General features: G+C 70.8%; 14 protein-coding genes. 9 read left to right on the top strand and 5 right to left on the bottom strand.

The window, feature by feature from the left end; genetic code table 11:
- Positions 1-42: 42 nt before the first annotated feature.
- The 4 genes from FHR84_RS16765 to FHR84_RS16750 all read left to right on the top strand — a co-directional run bounded on the left by FHR84_RS16765 (position 43) and on the right by FHR84_RS16750 (position 2,838).
- Positions 43-1,287 (top strand): threonine synthase, encoded by a 1,245-nt coding sequence (locus FHR84_RS16765; protein ID WP_179536468.1) that lies wholly within the window; start codon positions 43-45, stop codon positions 1,285-1,287.
- Between the two features lie 78 nt (positions 1,288-1,365).
- Positions 1,366-2,280 carry an N-acetyl-1-D-myo-inositol-2-amino-2-deoxy-alpha-D-glucopyranoside deacetylase gene (mshB, locus tag FHR84_RS16760; protein WP_179536467.1) on the top strand — a complete coding sequence of 305 codons (915 nt, stop codon included), beginning with the start codon at positions 1,366-1,368 and terminating at the stop codon, positions 2,278-2,280.
- Complete coding sequence (locus tag FHR84_RS16755) at positions 2,277-2,660, top strand: hypothetical protein (protein ID WP_179536466.1); 384 nt, start codon at positions 2,277-2,279, stop codon at positions 2,658-2,660. Before mshB ends, FHR84_RS16755 begins: the two co-directional genes overlap by 4 nt.
- 16 nt (positions 2,661-2,676) lie before the next feature.
- Positions 2,677-2,838 carry a hypothetical protein gene (locus FHR84_RS16750; protein ID WP_179536465.1) on the top strand — a complete coding sequence of 54 codons (162 nt, stop codon included), beginning with the start codon at positions 2,677-2,679 and terminating at the stop codon, positions 2,836-2,838.
- A gap of 84 nt (positions 2,839-2,922) precedes the next feature.
- Here the strand turns inward: FHR84_RS16750 and FHR84_RS16745 are convergent, their stop codons facing one another.
- Both FHR84_RS16745 and FHR84_RS16740 read right to left on the bottom strand, forming a co-directional pair.
- A complete protein-coding gene (locus tag FHR84_RS16745) occupies positions 2,923-3,876 on the bottom strand; it encodes a YihY/virulence factor BrkB family protein (protein ID WP_179536464.1) in 954 nt (317 codons plus the stop codon).
- A 673-nt stretch (positions 3,877-4,549) separates the two neighbouring features.
- Positions 4,550-5,617 (bottom strand): fatty acid desaturase family protein, encoded by a 1,068-nt coding sequence (locus FHR84_RS16740; RefSeq protein ID WP_179536463.1) that lies wholly within the window; start codon positions 5,615-5,617, stop codon positions 4,550-4,552.
- A gap of 1,259 nt (positions 5,618-6,876) precedes the next feature.
- Between FHR84_RS16740 and fdxA the strand changes: the two genes are divergently transcribed.
- Together fdxA and dapC are read left to right on the top strand one after the other, a co-directional pair.
- Positions 6,877-7,197, top strand: a complete 321-nt coding sequence (gene fdxA, locus FHR84_RS16735) for a ferredoxin (protein WP_179536462.1) — start codon at positions 6,877-6,879, stop codon at positions 7,195-7,197.
- A 68-nt stretch (positions 7,198-7,265) separates the two neighbouring features.
- A complete protein-coding gene (dapC, locus tag FHR84_RS16730; protein ID WP_179536657.1) occupies positions 7,266-8,342 on the top strand; it encodes a succinyldiaminopimelate transaminase in 1,077 nt (358 codons plus the stop codon).
- A 97-nt stretch (positions 8,343-8,439) separates the two neighbouring features.
- Here the strand turns inward: dapC and FHR84_RS16725 are convergent, their stop codons facing one another.
- Together FHR84_RS16725 and dapD are read right to left on the bottom strand one after the other, a co-directional pair.
- Positions 8,440-9,435, bottom strand: a complete 996-nt coding sequence (locus FHR84_RS16725; protein ID WP_179536461.1) for a CHAD domain-containing protein — start codon at positions 9,433-9,435, stop codon at positions 8,440-8,442.
- Between the two features lie 269 nt (positions 9,436-9,704).
- Positions 9,705-10,694: a 2,3,4,5-tetrahydropyridine-2,6-dicarboxylate N-succinyltransferase gene (gene dapD, locus FHR84_RS16720; RefSeq protein ID WP_179536460.1), complete on the bottom strand. Its 990-nt coding sequence runs from the start codon at positions 10,692-10,694 to the stop codon at positions 9,705-9,707.
- Positions 10,695-10,786: 92 nt separating this feature from the next.
- Between dapD and dapE the strand changes: the two genes are divergently transcribed.
- Positions 10,787-11,869, top strand: coding sequence for a succinyl-diaminopimelate desuccinylase (gene dapE / locus FHR84_RS16715; RefSeq protein ID WP_179536459.1), 1,083 nt, complete (start codon positions 10,787-10,789; stop codon positions 11,867-11,869).
- Between the two features lie 20 nt (positions 11,870-11,889).
- Here the strand turns inward: dapE and FHR84_RS16710 are convergent, their stop codons facing one another.
- On the bottom strand, positions 11,890-12,828 hold the full coding sequence (locus FHR84_RS16710) for a slipin family protein (RefSeq protein WP_179536458.1): 939 nt from the start codon (positions 12,826-12,828) through the stop codon (positions 11,890-11,892).
- Positions 12,829-13,055: 227 nt separating this feature from the next.
- On the opposite strand from FHR84_RS16710, the gene FHR84_RS16705 reads away from it, so the two are divergent.
- Positions 13,056-13,880 carry an LOG family protein gene (locus tag FHR84_RS16705; protein ID WP_179536457.1) on the top strand — a complete coding sequence of 275 codons (825 nt, stop codon included), beginning with the start codon at positions 13,056-13,058 and terminating at the stop codon, positions 13,878-13,880.
- Between the two features lie 397 nt (positions 13,881-14,277).
- The gene (locus FHR84_RS16700; protein ID WP_179536456.1) at positions 14,278-14,850 is read left to right on the top strand and encodes an LOG family protein; all 573 of its coding nucleotides are present in this window, start codon (positions 14,278-14,280) and stop codon (positions 14,848-14,850) included.
- Positions 14,851-14,884 lie beyond the last annotated feature (34 nt).

Here is a 14,884-nt window from a genome sequence, read left to right as displayed (position 1 = left end):
CCGGGGAAGCGCTGCGGGTGGCGAGTCAGAGAGGGCGGTGGCATGTCGTTCACGACCGCCGGTCCGGAACGCTCCGACGTCCACGGTTTCGCGGGCGGGACCGCGCATCCGAGCCTGCGCGGATTGCGGTGCGTGCGGTGTGGGGCGCGGAGTCCGCTCCGCGCCGACACCGAGGGGTGTCGGCGATGCCGTGCGGAGGGGGTTCCTTCCGCGCTGCTGGCCGAGCACGAGCTGTCCGGCGTGGACGGCGGGCTGTTGGCCGAGCGCTGGTCCCGGAGGCGGGACGGCATGTGGTCGTACCGCGAGCTGCTCCCGGTTCCGGAGGAAGGAGCCGTCACGCTGCGGGAAGGGGCGACCCCGCTGGTGGCGCTGCCCGCACCGGCCGAGGGGGAACTCCCCGGGACGCTGGTCAAGGACGAGCGCCGCAACCCGACCGGCAGTTTCAAGGACCGCTTCTACAGCGCGGCGATCTCCTGGGCGGCGTGGCAGGGGGCGCGGACGGTGGCGCTGGCCTCCAGCGGCAACGCGGCCGTCTCCGCCGCGGCCTACAGCGCGGCGGCCGGGTTGGACTGCGTCGTGGTCGCCACTCCCGACATAGGGGAGGTCTGGCGTGACCTGGTCGAACTGCACGGCGGCCGGATGCTCTACGCCTCGGACGCGGCCGAGCGCTGGGACATCCTGCGGCGCGAGGCAGGCGAGAAGGGCTGGTCGGTGCTGACCAACACCTCGGCGGTGCCGGTGAGCAGCCTGTGGGCCGGTGTGGAGGGCTACAAGACGATGGCCTACGAGATCGTCGAGGAGCTCGGCGGTGCCCCCGAGGCGGTGAGTTTCCCCGTTTCCCGGGGTGACGGCTTCGCCGGGGTGTGGGCCGGTTTCCGCGAGCTGTTCGAGCTGGGGCTGATCGGGACCCTTCCGCGCATGATCGCGGCCGAACGCTACCCCTCGCTCTCCACGGCGCTGCGCGAGGGCCTGGAGCTCCCGCCGGAACAGCCGGTGGACCCGGGGAGCCTCGCCTCCTCCATCGGCAACCCGCAGGCGACGGTGATGTCGCTGCGCGTGCTGCGCGAGTCCGGGGGCACCGCGGTGGCCTGTTCGGAGGAGGAGCTCCGCGCGGCCACGAGGACTCTGGCCCGTTCCGGGCTCGCGGCCGAGCTCAGTTCGGCGGCGTCGCTGGTCGCCGTCGAACGGTCGTGCCGGAGCGGGGAGCTGAGCGGGCGGGACCGAGTGGTTCAGGTGCTCACCTCGCACGCCTCGCACCAGCCCTCCGCCTTCCGGCAGGACTCCTGAGGACGTCGGTGGCTTCTCGCGCGGTGGGCGCGGGGTCGTCGGACACACCCGGGAGGCGGCGGCTCCTAGGCTGGAGCGGTGACGTTGACGACCGAACCGCGCCTACTGCTGGTACACGCCCATCCGGACGACGAGACGCTCTGGACCGGCGGGACGATAGCCCGCTACGCCGCCGCCGGGGTGCACGTGACGCTGGTCACCTGCACTCTCGGCGAGGAGGGGGAAGTGATCCCCTCCGAACTGCGCGGCCTCGATTCCTCCGCTGCCGACCAGCTCGGCGGCTACCGCATCGGCGAGCTGAACGAGGCCTGCGCGGCGCTCGGGGTGTCCGACCAACGGTTCCTCGGCGGCACGGGGCACTGGCGTGACTCGGGAATGGTGTGGCAGCAGCACGGCAAAACCGCGGTGGCCGCTCCCGAGACGCATCCCAGGGCCCTGGTGGCCGGGGACATCGGCGCGCAGACCACGCAGCTGGAGGAGGTCCTGCGCGAGGTCGAACCCCAGGTGGTGGTCACCTACGCCTCGGACGGGGGGTACGGGCACCCGGACCACGTCAGGGCGCATCGGATCACCGTGGCGGCGACCGAACGCGTTCCCGCGGTGCGCCGCCTCTTCTACGCGACTCCCTCCGCGGCCGCGGTGCGGGACGGCATCGACAAGCTGGCCGTGACCGGCGGGATGCCGTTCACCCTTCCCGGGGCCGACGAGCTGCCCGCCGTGGACGACACCGCCATCAGCACCGTGATCGACGTGTCCGACGGGTTGCCCGCCAAGTTCGACGCGCTGCGCGCGCACCGCACCCAGGTGCGGCTCTGGACCGCGGAGTGGGACGGCGGAAGTGGCGCTGCCGCCTACGCGCTGTCCAACGGGATGGGCCAGCCCGTGGTGAGCACCGAGCACTACGTGCTGGGGCGGGGCGAGGGGGCCCCGCCGAGCGCGGACCTGTTCGGTGGGCTGGACGTGGCAGGCGGCGACCCGTTGGAGCGGCGATGAGCGTGCACTACCGTAAGTGGGTCGATCACTGCACCGTGGCCGTGCTGTTGTTCGACGCCGTGCTGCTGGCGCTGCTCGAACTGCTGTTCCTGCCCGCCTACATCGGTTCGGTGCAGTTTCCCGTAACGGTGGCCCTGGCCGTGTTCACCAATCCGCTGCTGGTGGCCGTGGCCGGGCGGTTCTCGTCGAACGGGCTGGTCACCGCGGCGCCGCTGCTGGTCTGGTTCGCCACCGTCGTCGTTTTCGGCACCATGGGGCCGGGAGGTGACATGCTGCTGCCCGCCGAGGACTGGCGGAGCTACCTGCTGATCGGGGGCGGGACGCTGCCCGCGGCAGCGATGCTCGGGATCGTTCGAGGCAAGCAGCCGCGTCCGAGGTGAGCGCACCGCGTCCGAGGTGAACAGTGCCGAAGCGCGTGGCGGCCGTGCCGCGCCCGTTCCGCGTGCCTGCGAGCCCGTGCTCGGGGCGTTGCGGGAGTCGGACCCGTTGCGACTGCGCGGCAGGTCCGGTGCTTCCGGGGCCGGGACCGCGTCGGAGGCGGACCCCTGCGGCAGCTGACGGCCCCCTTCAGGTAGCCCGGAAAGCTCCGGAGCACGTGCTCCTCCCCGGCAACGATTGCGTTCCCCCGGGCTGACAGCCGACTCAGCCCGGGGCGCTGTCGCCGCGGGTGGTGTCCCGGTCGGTCTGCCGCTCCGACTCGACGTTGATCTCTGCGCCCAGCAGCACGACGTAGCTGGTGAGATAGAGCCACAGCAGCAGCACGACCACTCCGGCGAGCGCCCCGTAGATCTTGTTGTAGCTGCCGAAGTTGGTGATGTACAGGTTGAACGCGGTACTGCCGAGGAGCCACAGCCCGGTCGCGGTGACCGAGCCGACGCTGACCCAGCGGAAACGCGGCGCGACCCGATCGGGAGCCACGCGATAAACGACAGCAAGCACCACCGCGATCAGCGCGACGAGCAGGAGCCAGCGCACCACCTGCGCCGTGATCAGGCCCACGGAGCCGATGTCGAGACCGTTCAGGACTGCCGGGGCGACCGCGACCAGCGCCAGCGCCAGCAGCATGAACAGGCCCCCGGACAGAGTGAGGCCGACCGCGAGAGCCCCCAGCTTGAGGAAGCCGCGGCTCTCCTCCTCGCCGTAGGCGAGATTGACCGCGCTGATCAGGTTCCGCGTCCCCGCCGAGGCCAGCCAGAGCGCGACGAACAGCGAGGCGACCAACCCGAAACCCAGCGATCCACCGCGGCCCCGGGCCACCGCGGCGAGCTGTTCGTTGACCAGCTGCTGAGACGCCTGCGGCAACGACGAGGTGTACTCGCCGATCTGACGCGTGGCCTGTGCCGGATCGGCGACCAGCCCGAAGACCGTGAGCAGCGCGATCAACGCGGGGAAGATCGCGAGGAACGCGAAGAACGCGACGCTGCCTGCCAGCATGTAGATGTTGTCGTCACCAGCGGCCTTCCACGCGCGCACCAGAATTCGGCGCCAGCCCCGGGGCGGTATCTGCGACGGCCAGTGGGCATCCCCGCCCGAGCGGGACCTCGATCCGACGCGCCCGTCCCGGTCCGCCTGTTCGGCCACCTCGTCTCGGGCCATCACGACCTCCCTTCCACCTCGTAGCCGCACGACGCTGAGTGACCGGATACTCGTGCGCCATGCGGTGCGCGTCTCAGCGTGCGAGCGAACGTCGGCGTTGTTCGCCTCCCGCTGGTGCTCGCCGCCGGTGTCCCGGTGAAGTCGTGATCACGCGTGCGATCCGCTTGTGGGAACGCGCGGACAGGGCGAGTTCTCACTCGGTCGGGTCTGTCGGTGAGCAAGCGGCGCAGCCGCTTTCCACCACCCGAGCAGGCCGATCCACGCGCTCTCCATGAGCGAGGCCGAGGAGGTCGAACCGGTCGGCCGCCGACTCGGCCGAGCACGAGGCCGTACGACAGGTGGTCGACGGTCGGCATCGCCGCCGCCTCGTGCGAGCGGCGGAGCGAACGGGATGCGGCCGCGGGAGCGGAGCGATTCCCGCGTCGTGGCCGAGCCGGAGCGCCGTGCCGAACACCGGCCTCACACGCCCAGTGCCGCCGCCAGCGCTGCGGGACGACGCGCGCACCGCGTCGCCAGCTCCCCGTGGCTCGAGTGGAGCAGGTCGACCGCCCCGCCCCCGGCACCGGGGCCTTCAGCTTCTGGACGGCTTCATCGGTCAACCGCTCGGGCGGCGTGCCCGACCCAACAGCCCGAGCTCGGCGGCGTGTGCGCGGTAGCCTGCGTTTCTCGACGCTCACTTACCGGCGTGAGCGTTGGGGGGCGCCGATGCCTGCTCAGCGGGTTGGCGCAGTGGCGCGCCGACGGCGTGCAGGTGGCGCAGGACCTCGGAGTAGGAGTACAGCAGGCCGCACTGGCTGTAGGAGATGCCGCGCTGGGTGCAGAACTCGTGGATGAGCGGTTGGGCGCGGCGCAGGTTGGGGCGCGGCATACCGGGGAACAGATGGTGTTCGATCTGGTAGTTCAGGCCCCCGAGCAGGAAGTCCACCCCGCGGCCTCCGACCACGTTGCGGGAGGTGAGCACCTGTTTGCGCAGGTAGTCCAGCTTTTCGCCCTCGGCCAGGAGGGGCATGCCCTTGTGGTTGGGCGCGAAGGAACATCCCAGGTACACGCCCATCAGCCCCTGGTGCACGACCAGGAACACCACCGCTTTGCCCGGGGAGAGCACCAGGAACACCGCAGCCAGGTAGCCGAGGACGTGGGCGGTGAGCAGCCCTGCTTCCAGCTTGACGGACTTGACCTCGCGGCGCAGCACGGCCTGGACGCTGCGGATGCGCAGCATCACCGCCTCGGCCAGCAGCATCGGGAAGAACAGGAACGCCTGGTACTTGGCCACCCACCGGAGCAGTCCGCGCTTGGCGTGGGACTGCTCGTGACTGAACGCGAGCGCGGCGATCTCGATGTCGGGGTCCTCCTCCTCGTGGTTGGGGTTGGCGTGGTGCTGGTTGTGCTTGCCGACCCACCACTCGTAGCTGATCCCGGTGATGGTGCTGTGCGCCCGCCCGACGAGATCGTTGCCGCGTCGGCTGTTGAGGACCTGCCGGTGTCCGGCGTCATGACCGATGAACGCGGACTGGGTGAACATCACGGCGAAGAACGCGGCGGTGAGCAGCTGCCACCAGGAGTCACCGAGGAGCACGAACGCGGCGGCTCCCGCGGCGAGCAGCAGGGCGTTGACCGTGATACGCACCGCGTAGTAGGTGTATCGCCGTTGGAGCAGCCCGGCGCGCTTGACCGAGCGGGCCAGCTTCGCGAAGTCGCTTCCGAGGTTGTCGTCCGAGGGTTGTGCTGGGGATGCGGTCATGGTGAGAAAAGCTCTTTCGTGACAGCGGGCCGTCGAGCCCGGCGACTGGTGCCGCTCCGGCGCGGCCGCGCCGCTGCCGGGTGAACCGGCCGATGAGGTTGCTGAACTGCTGTTGCACAGGATCTGAGAGGCTCGGGCCGATCAACCCCGTCACCACGCCGACGATGACGAGGACGCCCAGCGGCGGAGCAAGCACGGCAGGAACCGGTCCACCGGTCGCGACGCCCTTGCCCGCCGGCGCGAGGACGAACGCGGGGAGCCCGGAAACCGAGGCGGACGCCACCGCGACGCCGGTCCCGCCCCGGGGCACAGCAGACGGCGCGCTCGCGGTCCAGGAGCGCAGAGCCGGGGAGCGGGTTTTCCCGGGTCGCGGTCCCCACTCATGGCGGCACGCCGACGCGACACGCCTGTACTTCGCCCCTCGGGACCACCTCAGGAGCACGGGGCCTTGTCGTGGTTTCTTCGGTCGTGTGGTCGACGTCGCGAGGCTGAGTCATGGCAGCTTCCCTCTCACATCACGTGGGTGGCCGGGGGCAGCGCTGGAACTGCCGCCCCCGAGTCGGGCGACGGAGTCGTTCCTCGGCCATCGCGCGGGCCGAGGGCGGTGGTGGCCGGTCGCCGAGCACGTCGATCCGGTGGCCCCTTGCACTGCCTCACCGCCCGCGAATGGTGTGCTTCGTGCACTGCCGCCGGGACTGGAGACGAAGCGGGTCCTGGCATCGCACACTCCTTACGGTCTTGGGGTACCCACTCGCGGTGGACTTCACACGCGGGGAGGATCGCGCTCGGCCGCTGGACGTGCCCGGCTCGGCAGGCGGGATGCTTCGGCCCACCGCGGGCGAACCGGCGCAGGGTCTACTTCGACTCGGACGTGCCGTGTGGCGAATGGCACGTACCCGCTGGGAAATCCGATCCGAACCTGATTCGCGTCCGTCGGGCGGGGTGGGGCGCGAGCTGCTCGGCTCGACGTCCGTGGTCGGCGTGCTCGGCGGTTACCTGGGGGAACGGTCCACGCCGCGGCGGATCACCCGTAAGGCGGATGAGTGGATCGGTGAACGGCACGGCTTGTCAACCGGGTGAGAAGGTGACTCCGGGGGCCCTTGAGTCGCCGTTTACCGGTGGCCAAACGGCCGAGTACCCTCGATCACGCTCCCGTGCTGTGGAACCGCCTATGTGTGCGGGGCACCTCCGAGGGATACTGACGGCAGCCGCGCGAATTCGGCGCGGGACGACGAAACGTACCAAGCAGGAGAGCTACCGTGACCTACGTGATCGCCGAGCCCTGCGTCGACGTGCTCGACAAGGGATGCATCGAGGAATGCCCCGTCGACTGCATCTACGAGGGCGGGCGGATGCTCTACATCCATCCGGACGAGTGCGTCGACTGCGGGGCCTGTGAACCGGTCTGCCCGGTCGAAGCCATCTACTACGAGGACGACGTCCCCGATGAGTGGGCCGCCTACACGCAGGCCAACGTGGACTTCTTCGACGACCTCGGCTCGCCGGGCGGTGCCGCCAAGGTCGGCAAGGTGAACAAGGACGTCGAGCCCGTCACCAGCCTCCCCCCGCAGGGCGAATGAGCTCGCAGGGCTCGTCCAGTGGTGTCGCGGCGTCCGGACGGACCCCGTCCGTGCCGCGAGACCGGCACATGCCCGAGTTCCCGTGGGATTCGCTGGCCTCCGCCGGGGAGACGGCGCGTTCGCACCCCGACGGGGTGGTGAACCTGTCGGTGGGAACGCCCGTCGATCCGGTCCCGGACGTGGTGCGCGCGGCCCTTCGCTCCGCCGACGACGCTCCCGGCTATCCCGCCACGCACGGGACGAGCGAGCTCCGCGAGGCCGCCGTCGAGGCGTTGTCCCGGCGGCACGGCGTGACCGGCGTGGACCGGCGCGCCGTGCTGCCCACGATCGGTTCGAAGGAGTTCGTCGCCTGGCTGCCCACACTGCTGGGGCTCCGGGCGGGTGACACCGCGGTGATCCCGGATCTGGCGTACCCGACCTACGAGGCGGGCGCCAGGCTGGCCGGGGCCGACATCGTGCGCACGGATGCCACGCACTCCCTGGGCCCCGAGCGTCCGGCGATGCTGTGGCTGAACTCGCCGTCCAACCCGACGGGCAGGGTGCTTCCGAGCGAGCACCTGCGCAAGGTCGTCGAGTGGGCCCGCGAGCGCGGGACGGTGGTGGTCTCCGACGAGTGCTACCTCTCGCTCGGCTGGGACGCCGAGCCGGTCTCGGTGCTCGATCCGGCGGTGTGCGGCGGCTCCTTCGAAGGGCTGCTCGCGGTGCACTCGCTGTCCAAGACCTCGAACTTCGCCGGTTACCGGGGCGGGTTCGTCACGGGCGATCCCCGGATCGTCGGCGAGTTGCTCGAACTCCGCAAGCACGCGGGGATGATCGTCCCCCGCCCGGTCCAGGAGGCCATGACGGCCGCGCTGGGCGACGACGAGCACCTGCGCGCGCAGCGTGCGCGCTACGCCGACCGGCGCGAGCGGTTGTGGGCCGCGTTGGAAAAGGCGGGGTTCCGGATCGACCACTCCGAGGCGGGCCTCTACCTGTGGGCCACCGGAGGCGAGGACGCCTGGAAGACGGTGGAGTGGTTGGCCGAGCGCGGGATCCTCGTGGCCCCCGGCACGTTCTACGGCCCCGAGGGGCAGTGGCACGTGCGGGTCGCGCTCACCGCCTCCGACGAGCGGATCGAAGCAGCCGCGAGGCGACTGGGCCGGTGAGCTCCGTTCCCGGGAGGGGGCGCGGCCTGCGGGACGGTTCCGGACTCCCCGGGGACGACGCCGTGGGCGGAAGCCGTGCCGTCGCGCTCGGTCGGCCTCAGCCTTCTCCGGAACCGGGCGGCAGGTCGGCCGCCGCGTTCAAGAGCCCCAGCCACGCCGGTCGCCACGCCTCACGCAGTGCGGCACGGCGTGCGCGGGAACGTTCGGCCAGCCTGCCCGCGAGGAGCACGGCCGTGGGGTCCGGTTCGTGAGTCGACCCCCTGTTCGGGGAGTTCGGCGCCGTAGCCAGTCGGTGCATCCAGCGCTCGGTCACCGCGGCGTCCTGGTGTCGCCCCAACACGTCCTGCAGCTTCTCCGCGGCGCCCAGCAAATCGCCGACCTCGAGCACCGGTGCGGCGAGTTCCGCGCAGTAGCGCAGCCCCTTGGTCCGGATTCGCAGTTCGTGCAGCCGCGCGTCCTCGGGGAGTTCGGAGGCTCGGGCAGCCGTACGCTCCACCTCGTCCAGTCGGGTCCGCAGTATTCCGCGCAGCGCTTCCGCGCCGGACCCGGTCGTCCCGGGAGCGGGAACTCCGTCGCGGACGGCGGTGGCGAGGCTCCCGAGGAGTTCGCGGTAGCTTTCGGAGGAAAGCACCTCCAGCAGCGCGGAGCGCGCGTGGTCGCGTTCGTCGAGCAGCACGGCTTCCAGCCGTTCGGCAGCGGCGCGCTCGCTCGCCTCGAAGGCCCCCTTCGTTTCCCGCATCCCGTTCAGCTGCACGTCCAGGTCGCGCACCGGGCCGAGAGCGCGCCCGAGCCCACCGAGCTCGGCACGTGTCCGGCGGCACCACTCGGAATCGAGTCGTTTCCCGGTGGCCTTGAGCACCGCCCGCATCCTCCGGACCGAGACGCGCGCCTTGTGCAGCTCCTCCGGATCGTGTCCCGTTCTCGTGCCGGGAGCGTGCGCGGCGAGGGTCCGTGCCCGCCCGGCGAGGAAGGCACGGACGTGCTCGGCCAGCGGATCCTCCGGGGCGACGGGAACCGGCTCGATCGCCGCGAGAGCGGATTCGACGTCCCACCGCTCCCGCGAGCCGTTCGTCCGACCGTCGGAGCGGGACATGCCGTGATGGTAGCCCGTGAGACCGGGTTTCTCCCCCTCTCGAGGACGAGGGACGCCACAGGTCGGTGGTGCCGAACCGGGCCTGAGCGGGGTCGCCCGGTTCGACCGTCCCGCGGATGCGGCTCGTCGGGGTTTCCCGTTCGGGGTGCCGGCGGGACCGAGGTTTTCCCGCGCGCGGGCGGCGCCGAAACGCACCGCCCCGGCAGTCGGCACCGCCGCGGGAGGTTCCGCCGAGTGGCCCCCGCGGCAACCCGAGCGGAACCCCTCACTCAGTCGTTGGCGTGCAGCGCCGCGTTCAGCTCGACCTTCCCGCCGGTGCGGGCCACCGCCTCGACCGCTCCGGTGTCGGAGTTGCGGCGGAACAGCAGACCGTCGGAGCCGGAGAGCTCCGCGGCCTTGATCAACGTGCCGTCCTCCAGGGTGACCTTGGTTCCGGCCGTCAGGTAGAGCCCGGCCTCCACGACGCAGTCGTCCCCGAGGGAGATGCCGCAGCCGCCGTTGGCTCCGATCAGGCAGCGCTCCCCGACGGAGATCACCTCACGGCCTCCGCCGGAGAGCGTTCCCATGATCGAGGCGCCGCCGCCGATGTCGGAGCCGTCGCCGACGACCACGCCGGCCGAGACGCGTCCCTCCACCATGGAGGCGCCGAGAGTGCCCGCGTTGAAGTTGACGAATCCCTCGTGCATCACCGTGGTCCCGCTGGCCAGGTGCGCCCCGAGCCGAACCCGGTCGGCATCGCCGATGCGCACCCCGGAGGGGATGACGTAGTCGACCATCCGGGGGAACTTGTCGATGCTGTAGACCGTGACCGGGCCCCGCGCGCTGAGCCGCAGCCTGGTGGCCTCGAAGCCCTCCACCGGGCAGGGGCCGTGGTTGGTCCAGACCGTGTTGGACAGCAGGCCGAACATGCCCTCCATGTTCTGCCCGTGCGGACGCACCATCCGGTGCGACAGCAGGTGCAGCCGCAGGTAGACGTCGTGGGTGTCCGCGGGGGCATCGGAGAGCTGGGCCACGCCGGTGCGCACGGCTACTACCTCGACACCGCGAGCGTCGTCACGGCCGAGCAGTTCCGCCCCGGTCGCCCCCAGCGCTTCGGCGGCCTGCTCGGCCGTCAACCGGTGGCTGCCGACCTGTTCCGGTTCCCCGAGGCGGACCGTGGGGAACCAGGTGTCGAGTACTGTCCCGTCGTCGGTGACGGTCGCGATTCCCACACCGTGGGCGCCGGTGTTCTGCGTGTCGGGAGTGGTTGGGCTGCTCATGGTGCAAACGGTAGTCGGAGCGCCGGTGTCGTGCCGTCGGGGGACCGGCGATTACGTCGAGCGCTTCCCCGCCGGCGGTAGGGTCCTTGGGCATGACGCCGCGCTTGGATCTAACCACCGACCCCGTCGAACTCACCGCCGCGCTGGTCGACATTCCCAGCGTCTCCGGATCGGAGGACCGACTGGCCGACGCCGTCGAGCGGGCCCTCCGCGCCGACGCACCGGGACTGGAGGTCGTCCGCAGCGGTAACGCGGTGCTGGCGCGCACCGGTCTGGGGCGGCGGTCGCGCGTCGTGCTGGCCGGGCACCTGGACACGGTGCCGATCAACGAGAACCTTCCGGTGACCCGCACCGGCAGCGGAGGCGACGAGGTGCTGCACGGCTGCGGAACCGTGGACATGAAGGGCGGGGACGCGGTGATGCTGCACCTGGCGGCCACCCTGGAGAACCCCGAGCACGACCTGACCTTCGTCTTCTACGACTGCGAGGAGGTCTCCGCCGACCGCAACGGGCTCAACCGCATCGAGAGCGATCTCCCCGACTGGATGGACGGCGATCTGGCCGTGGTCTGCGAACCCTCCAACGCCGCGGTGGAGGCGGGCTGCCAGGGGACGCTGCGCGTGGAGGTCCGAACCAGGGGGCAGCGCGCCCACTCGGCACGGGCCTGGATGGGGGTGAACGCGATCCACGCGGCCGAACCGATACTGCGCGGGCTGTCCGAGTACGAGCCGCGCACTGTCGATGTGGACGGTCTGCGGTTCCACGAGGGGCTGCAGGCGGTGGGGATCAACGGCGGTGTGGCCGGCAACGTCGTGCCGGACGAGTGCGTGGTCACCGTCAACCACCGCTTCGCCCCCGACACCACCCTGGAGGAGGCCGAACAACGGGTGCGGCGGGTGTTCGACGGGTTCGAGGTCACGGTGGTCGACGCGGCCCGCGCCGCCCATCCCGGGCTGAGTGAGCCCGCCACGGCCGAACTCGTCGAGGCTTCCGGCTCGGAGCCCGTGGCCAAGCTCGGCTGGACCGACGTGGCCCGGTTCGCGGCCAGGGGAATGCCCGCCGTCAACTTCGGCCCCGGTTCGCCGACCCTGGCCCACACCCGGCAGGAGAACGTGACGGCCAACGACGTCCGCCACTGCGCGGAGGTGCTGAGGCGCGCCCTGGGCGGTTCCTGAAGCCGGGTGCGGCGGGTGCGTCAGCTCGGACCCACCCGCGGTCGCTCCTCCGGAACCCGTTGTCCGGGCAGTTCGTCCCGGCCCCCTCCGGTGTCGATCTCACCGGAGGGATCCGCGGAACCGGAGGTGTCCGCTGCTTCGGGCTCGGCCTCGGCCGGGGGCGCTGTCTCGGCCCCGGGGTCGGACCCGGGCTTCCGCGCTCCGTCCCCGTGCTGGTCCTGCTCGACGAAGCGCAGCAGCTCGACGGGGAACGGCAGCACGAGCGTGGAGTTCTTCTCCGCCGCCACCTCAACGACCGTCTCCAGCAGGCGGAGCTGCAGCGCGGCAGGCGTGTCGGACATGACGGCGGCTGCTTCGGAGAGCTTGCGGGAGGCCTGGAACTCCCCGTCGGCGGAGATGATCCGCGAACGCCGTTCCCGCTCGGCCTCCGCCTGGCGCGCGATCGAACGTTTCATCGCCTCGGGCAGCGCGACGTCCTTGATCTCGACCCTGTCGATGTGCACGCCCCAGTTCAGGGCGGGACTGTCGATCATCACTTCCAGGCCCTGGTTCAACTTCTCCCGGTCCGAGAGCAGGTCGTCCAGGTCGCTCTTGCCGATGATGGAGCGCAGCGACGCCTGGGCCACCTGCCCCATGGCGAACCTGTAGTCCTCCACGTTGATGACCGCGCGCTGCGGATCGGTGACGTTGAAGTACACGACGGCGTCCACGCGCACGGTCACGTTGTCCCGTGTCACGCCCTCCTGGGCCGGGACCGGCATCGTGATGATCTGCAGGCTCACCTTCCGCATCCGGTCGGCACCGGGGAGGATCGCGGTCAGCCCCGGGGTCCTGGTCCGTTCCCGGAGCCGTCCGAAACGCAGCACCACGCCCCGCTCGTACTGGTTGACGACCCGCACGCTCGCGGCAGCGCAGAGCGCGAGGAAGACCAGAACCGCGATGAGTACATCGATGATCATATCCGGCTCCCTGGTTCGGAGTTCCGGTTCGGCGCGAACGGGACGAGCGGGTGGTCGCTGCCTCCGTTCACGTGGCCGCTGCCGGCAATGTTACCCCGCTCACACGCCTCGGGGGTCTCGTCGGCAGTGGTTTCCGCGCCCGGAAGGAGGGCTCCGTCGGGCCGGTGCCACGCGTCCGTGCAGGGGACATCATCTCCTGTTCACGCGCAGTGCATAAGCTCTGTCGTATGAGTATCGACGAACAGTGGCAGCAGAGCGCGGAAACCAACGGGACGGGCCCGCACGACGGCGACGGTTCCGATGTCGAGCACCCGAGCGAGCAACGACGCGGTCCCGTGGTGCTGCGACGCTCGAGGCCGGGGGAGATGAGCACGACGGACCAGCGGCTGCTCGACTCCCGCGGTCCGACGGACTGGGTGCACACCGACCCGTGGAGGGTGCTGCGCATCCAGGCCGAGTTCGTCGAGGGATTCGGGGCGTTGGCCGAGGTGCCGCGTGCGGCCACGGTCTTCGGCTCGGCGCGCACTCCGCGGGACCACGAGGAGTACGCGCGGGGAGTGCACCTGGGAGCTTCCCTGGCCGAGACCGGTAGCGCCGTGATCACCGGAGGCGGTCCGGGAACGATGGAAGCGGTCAACAGGGGGGCCTCCGAGGCGGGCGGGCTCTCCATCGGCCTCGGGATCGAACTGCCCTTCGAACAGGGACTGAACCCGTGGGTGGACCTGGGGGTGAACTTCCGGTACTTCTTCACGCGCAAGACGATGTTCGTCAAGTACGCGCAGGCCTTCGTCTGCCTGCCCGGCGGGTTCGGCACACTCGACGAGCTGTTCGAGTCGCTGACCCTGGTGCAGACGAAGAAGGTGACCAAGTTCCCCGTCGTGATGTTCGGGCGTTCCTACTGGCAGGGGCTCTACGACTGGATCAGGGACACGATGCGTTCCAGCGGCAAGATAGGCGACGAGGAACTCGGGCTGCTGCACCTGACCGACGACGTCGACGACGCGGTGCGCGTGGTCGAGGAGGCATGGGGCGCCTGGGACGCCACCCACTGATAACTCATAACGGAGCTTCGCGTGCGTGGTCGGGTAGCCGGCACGTGAGTCGGCGCCTTGCGGCCTCGGGCCGCTCTTGAGTGGCCACCTACGCGGCGAGCGGCCCGGCCTGGCAATGCATCCGACTCACGCGCCGGAGCTTCTCGTCCTGCCTGGGCTGAAGCACCCGCGTCGGGCGGAGCCTGCTGCTTGGAGTTCCCGGAGAACTCCTCTCGACTCGGCTCGTGATCCGGTGTCCGACCACCCGAGCAACCTGTCCCGAGCGGAAACCTTAGGGTTCATCCGAAAGGGGAGTGAGCCGCCGTGGTGACCGGTTCGACCGCCCCGCGAACCAGTTCGCCCGGACGGGGCTTCCCCGCGGGGCGAACGATCCGAACCCCCACGAGAGCGAGGTCCCATGACGACGGGAGACGTCGACGCGGTGCAGCAGTCCGAACGAGTGGCCGTGTGCGTCTACTGCGCTTCCCGGCCGGTTCCGGACCGCTACGTGCGGTTGGCCGGCGACATCGGAACGGGCATCGCCGAACGTGGTTGGAGGCTGGTCTCCGGCGGCGGCCGGGTCTCCATGATGGGCGAGGTCGCGCGGCGGGCCCGGGAGGGAGGGGCGCGCACCGTCGGCGTGATACCCCGCGAACTCGTCGACGAGGAGGTCGCCGACACCGAGGCGGACGAACTGCTCGTGGTGGACACGATGCGGGAACGCAAGGGGCTGATGGACAGTCACGCCACGGCCTTCCTGGCGCTGCCCGGAGGAATCGGAACCTGCGAGGAACTGTTCGAGGTGTGGACCTCGCGCTATCTCGGCATGCACACCAAACCCGTGGTGCTGCTCGACCCGGACGGGCACTACAGCGGCCTGCTCGACTGGATGAGGGGGCTGGTCGACTCGGGCTTCGCCTCCCGCGCCTCCCTCGACCTGTTGACCGTGACCGAGGAGGTGGACACGGCGCTGGCGGCCTGCCTGGGATGATCGGGCCGGCCGCACGGGCGTGCGGCGGAATCGT

Origin of the sequence: Actinopolyspora biskrensis (genome assembly GCF_013408175.1) — a bacterium.
Taxonomy (GTDB): Bacteria; Actinomycetota; Actinomycetes; order Mycobacteriales; family Pseudonocardiaceae; genus Actinopolyspora; species Actinopolyspora biskrensis.
The sequence above is the reverse complement of the archived record's forward strand: the minus strand, read 5'-3'. Positions and strand labels throughout refer to the sequence as shown.

Excerpts from the sequence above, each read along its gene's own strand:
- dapD (WP_179536460.1), bottom strand. The coding sequence starts at position 10,694 with ATGAGCAGCCCAACCACTCCCGACACGCAGAACACCGGCGCCCACGGT.
- FHR84_RS16705 (WP_179536457.1), top strand. The coding sequence starts at position 13,056 with ATGAGTATCGACGAACAGTGGCAGCAGAGCGCGGAAACCAACGGGACG.
- FHR84_RS16765 (WP_179536468.1), top strand. The coding sequence starts at position 43 with ATGTCGTTCACGACCGCCGGTCCGGAACGCTCCGACGTCCACGGTTTC.
- FHR84_RS16755 (WP_179536466.1), top strand. The coding sequence starts at position 2,277 with ATGAGCGTGCACTACCGTAAGTGGGTCGATCACTGCACCGTGGCCGTG.
- FHR84_RS16740 (WP_179536463.1), bottom strand. The coding sequence starts at position 5,617 with ATGACCGCATCCCCAGCACAACCCTCGGACGACAACCTCGGAAGCGAC.
- FHR84_RS16745 (WP_179536464.1), bottom strand. The coding sequence starts at position 3,876 with ATGGCCCGAGACGAGGTGGCCGAACAGGCGGACCGGGACGGGCGCGTC.
- FHR84_RS16700 (WP_179536456.1), top strand. The coding sequence starts at position 14,278 with ATGACGACGGGAGACGTCGACGCGGTGCAGCAGTCCGAACGAGTGGCC.
- FHR84_RS16725 (WP_179536461.1), bottom strand. The coding sequence starts at position 9,435 with ATGTCCCGCTCCGACGGTCGGACGAACGGCTCGCGGGAGCGGTGGGAC.
- FHR84_RS16710 (WP_179536458.1), bottom strand. The coding sequence starts at position 12,828 with ATGATCATCGATGTACTCATCGCGGTTCTGGTCTTCCTCGCGCTCTGC.
- dapC (WP_179536657.1), top strand. The coding sequence starts at position 7,266 with ATGCCCGAGTTCCCGTGGGATTCGCTGGCCTCCGCCGGGGAGACGGCG.
- dapE (WP_179536459.1), top strand. The coding sequence starts at position 10,787 with ATGACGCCGCGCTTGGATCTAACCACCGACCCCGTCGAACTCACCGCC.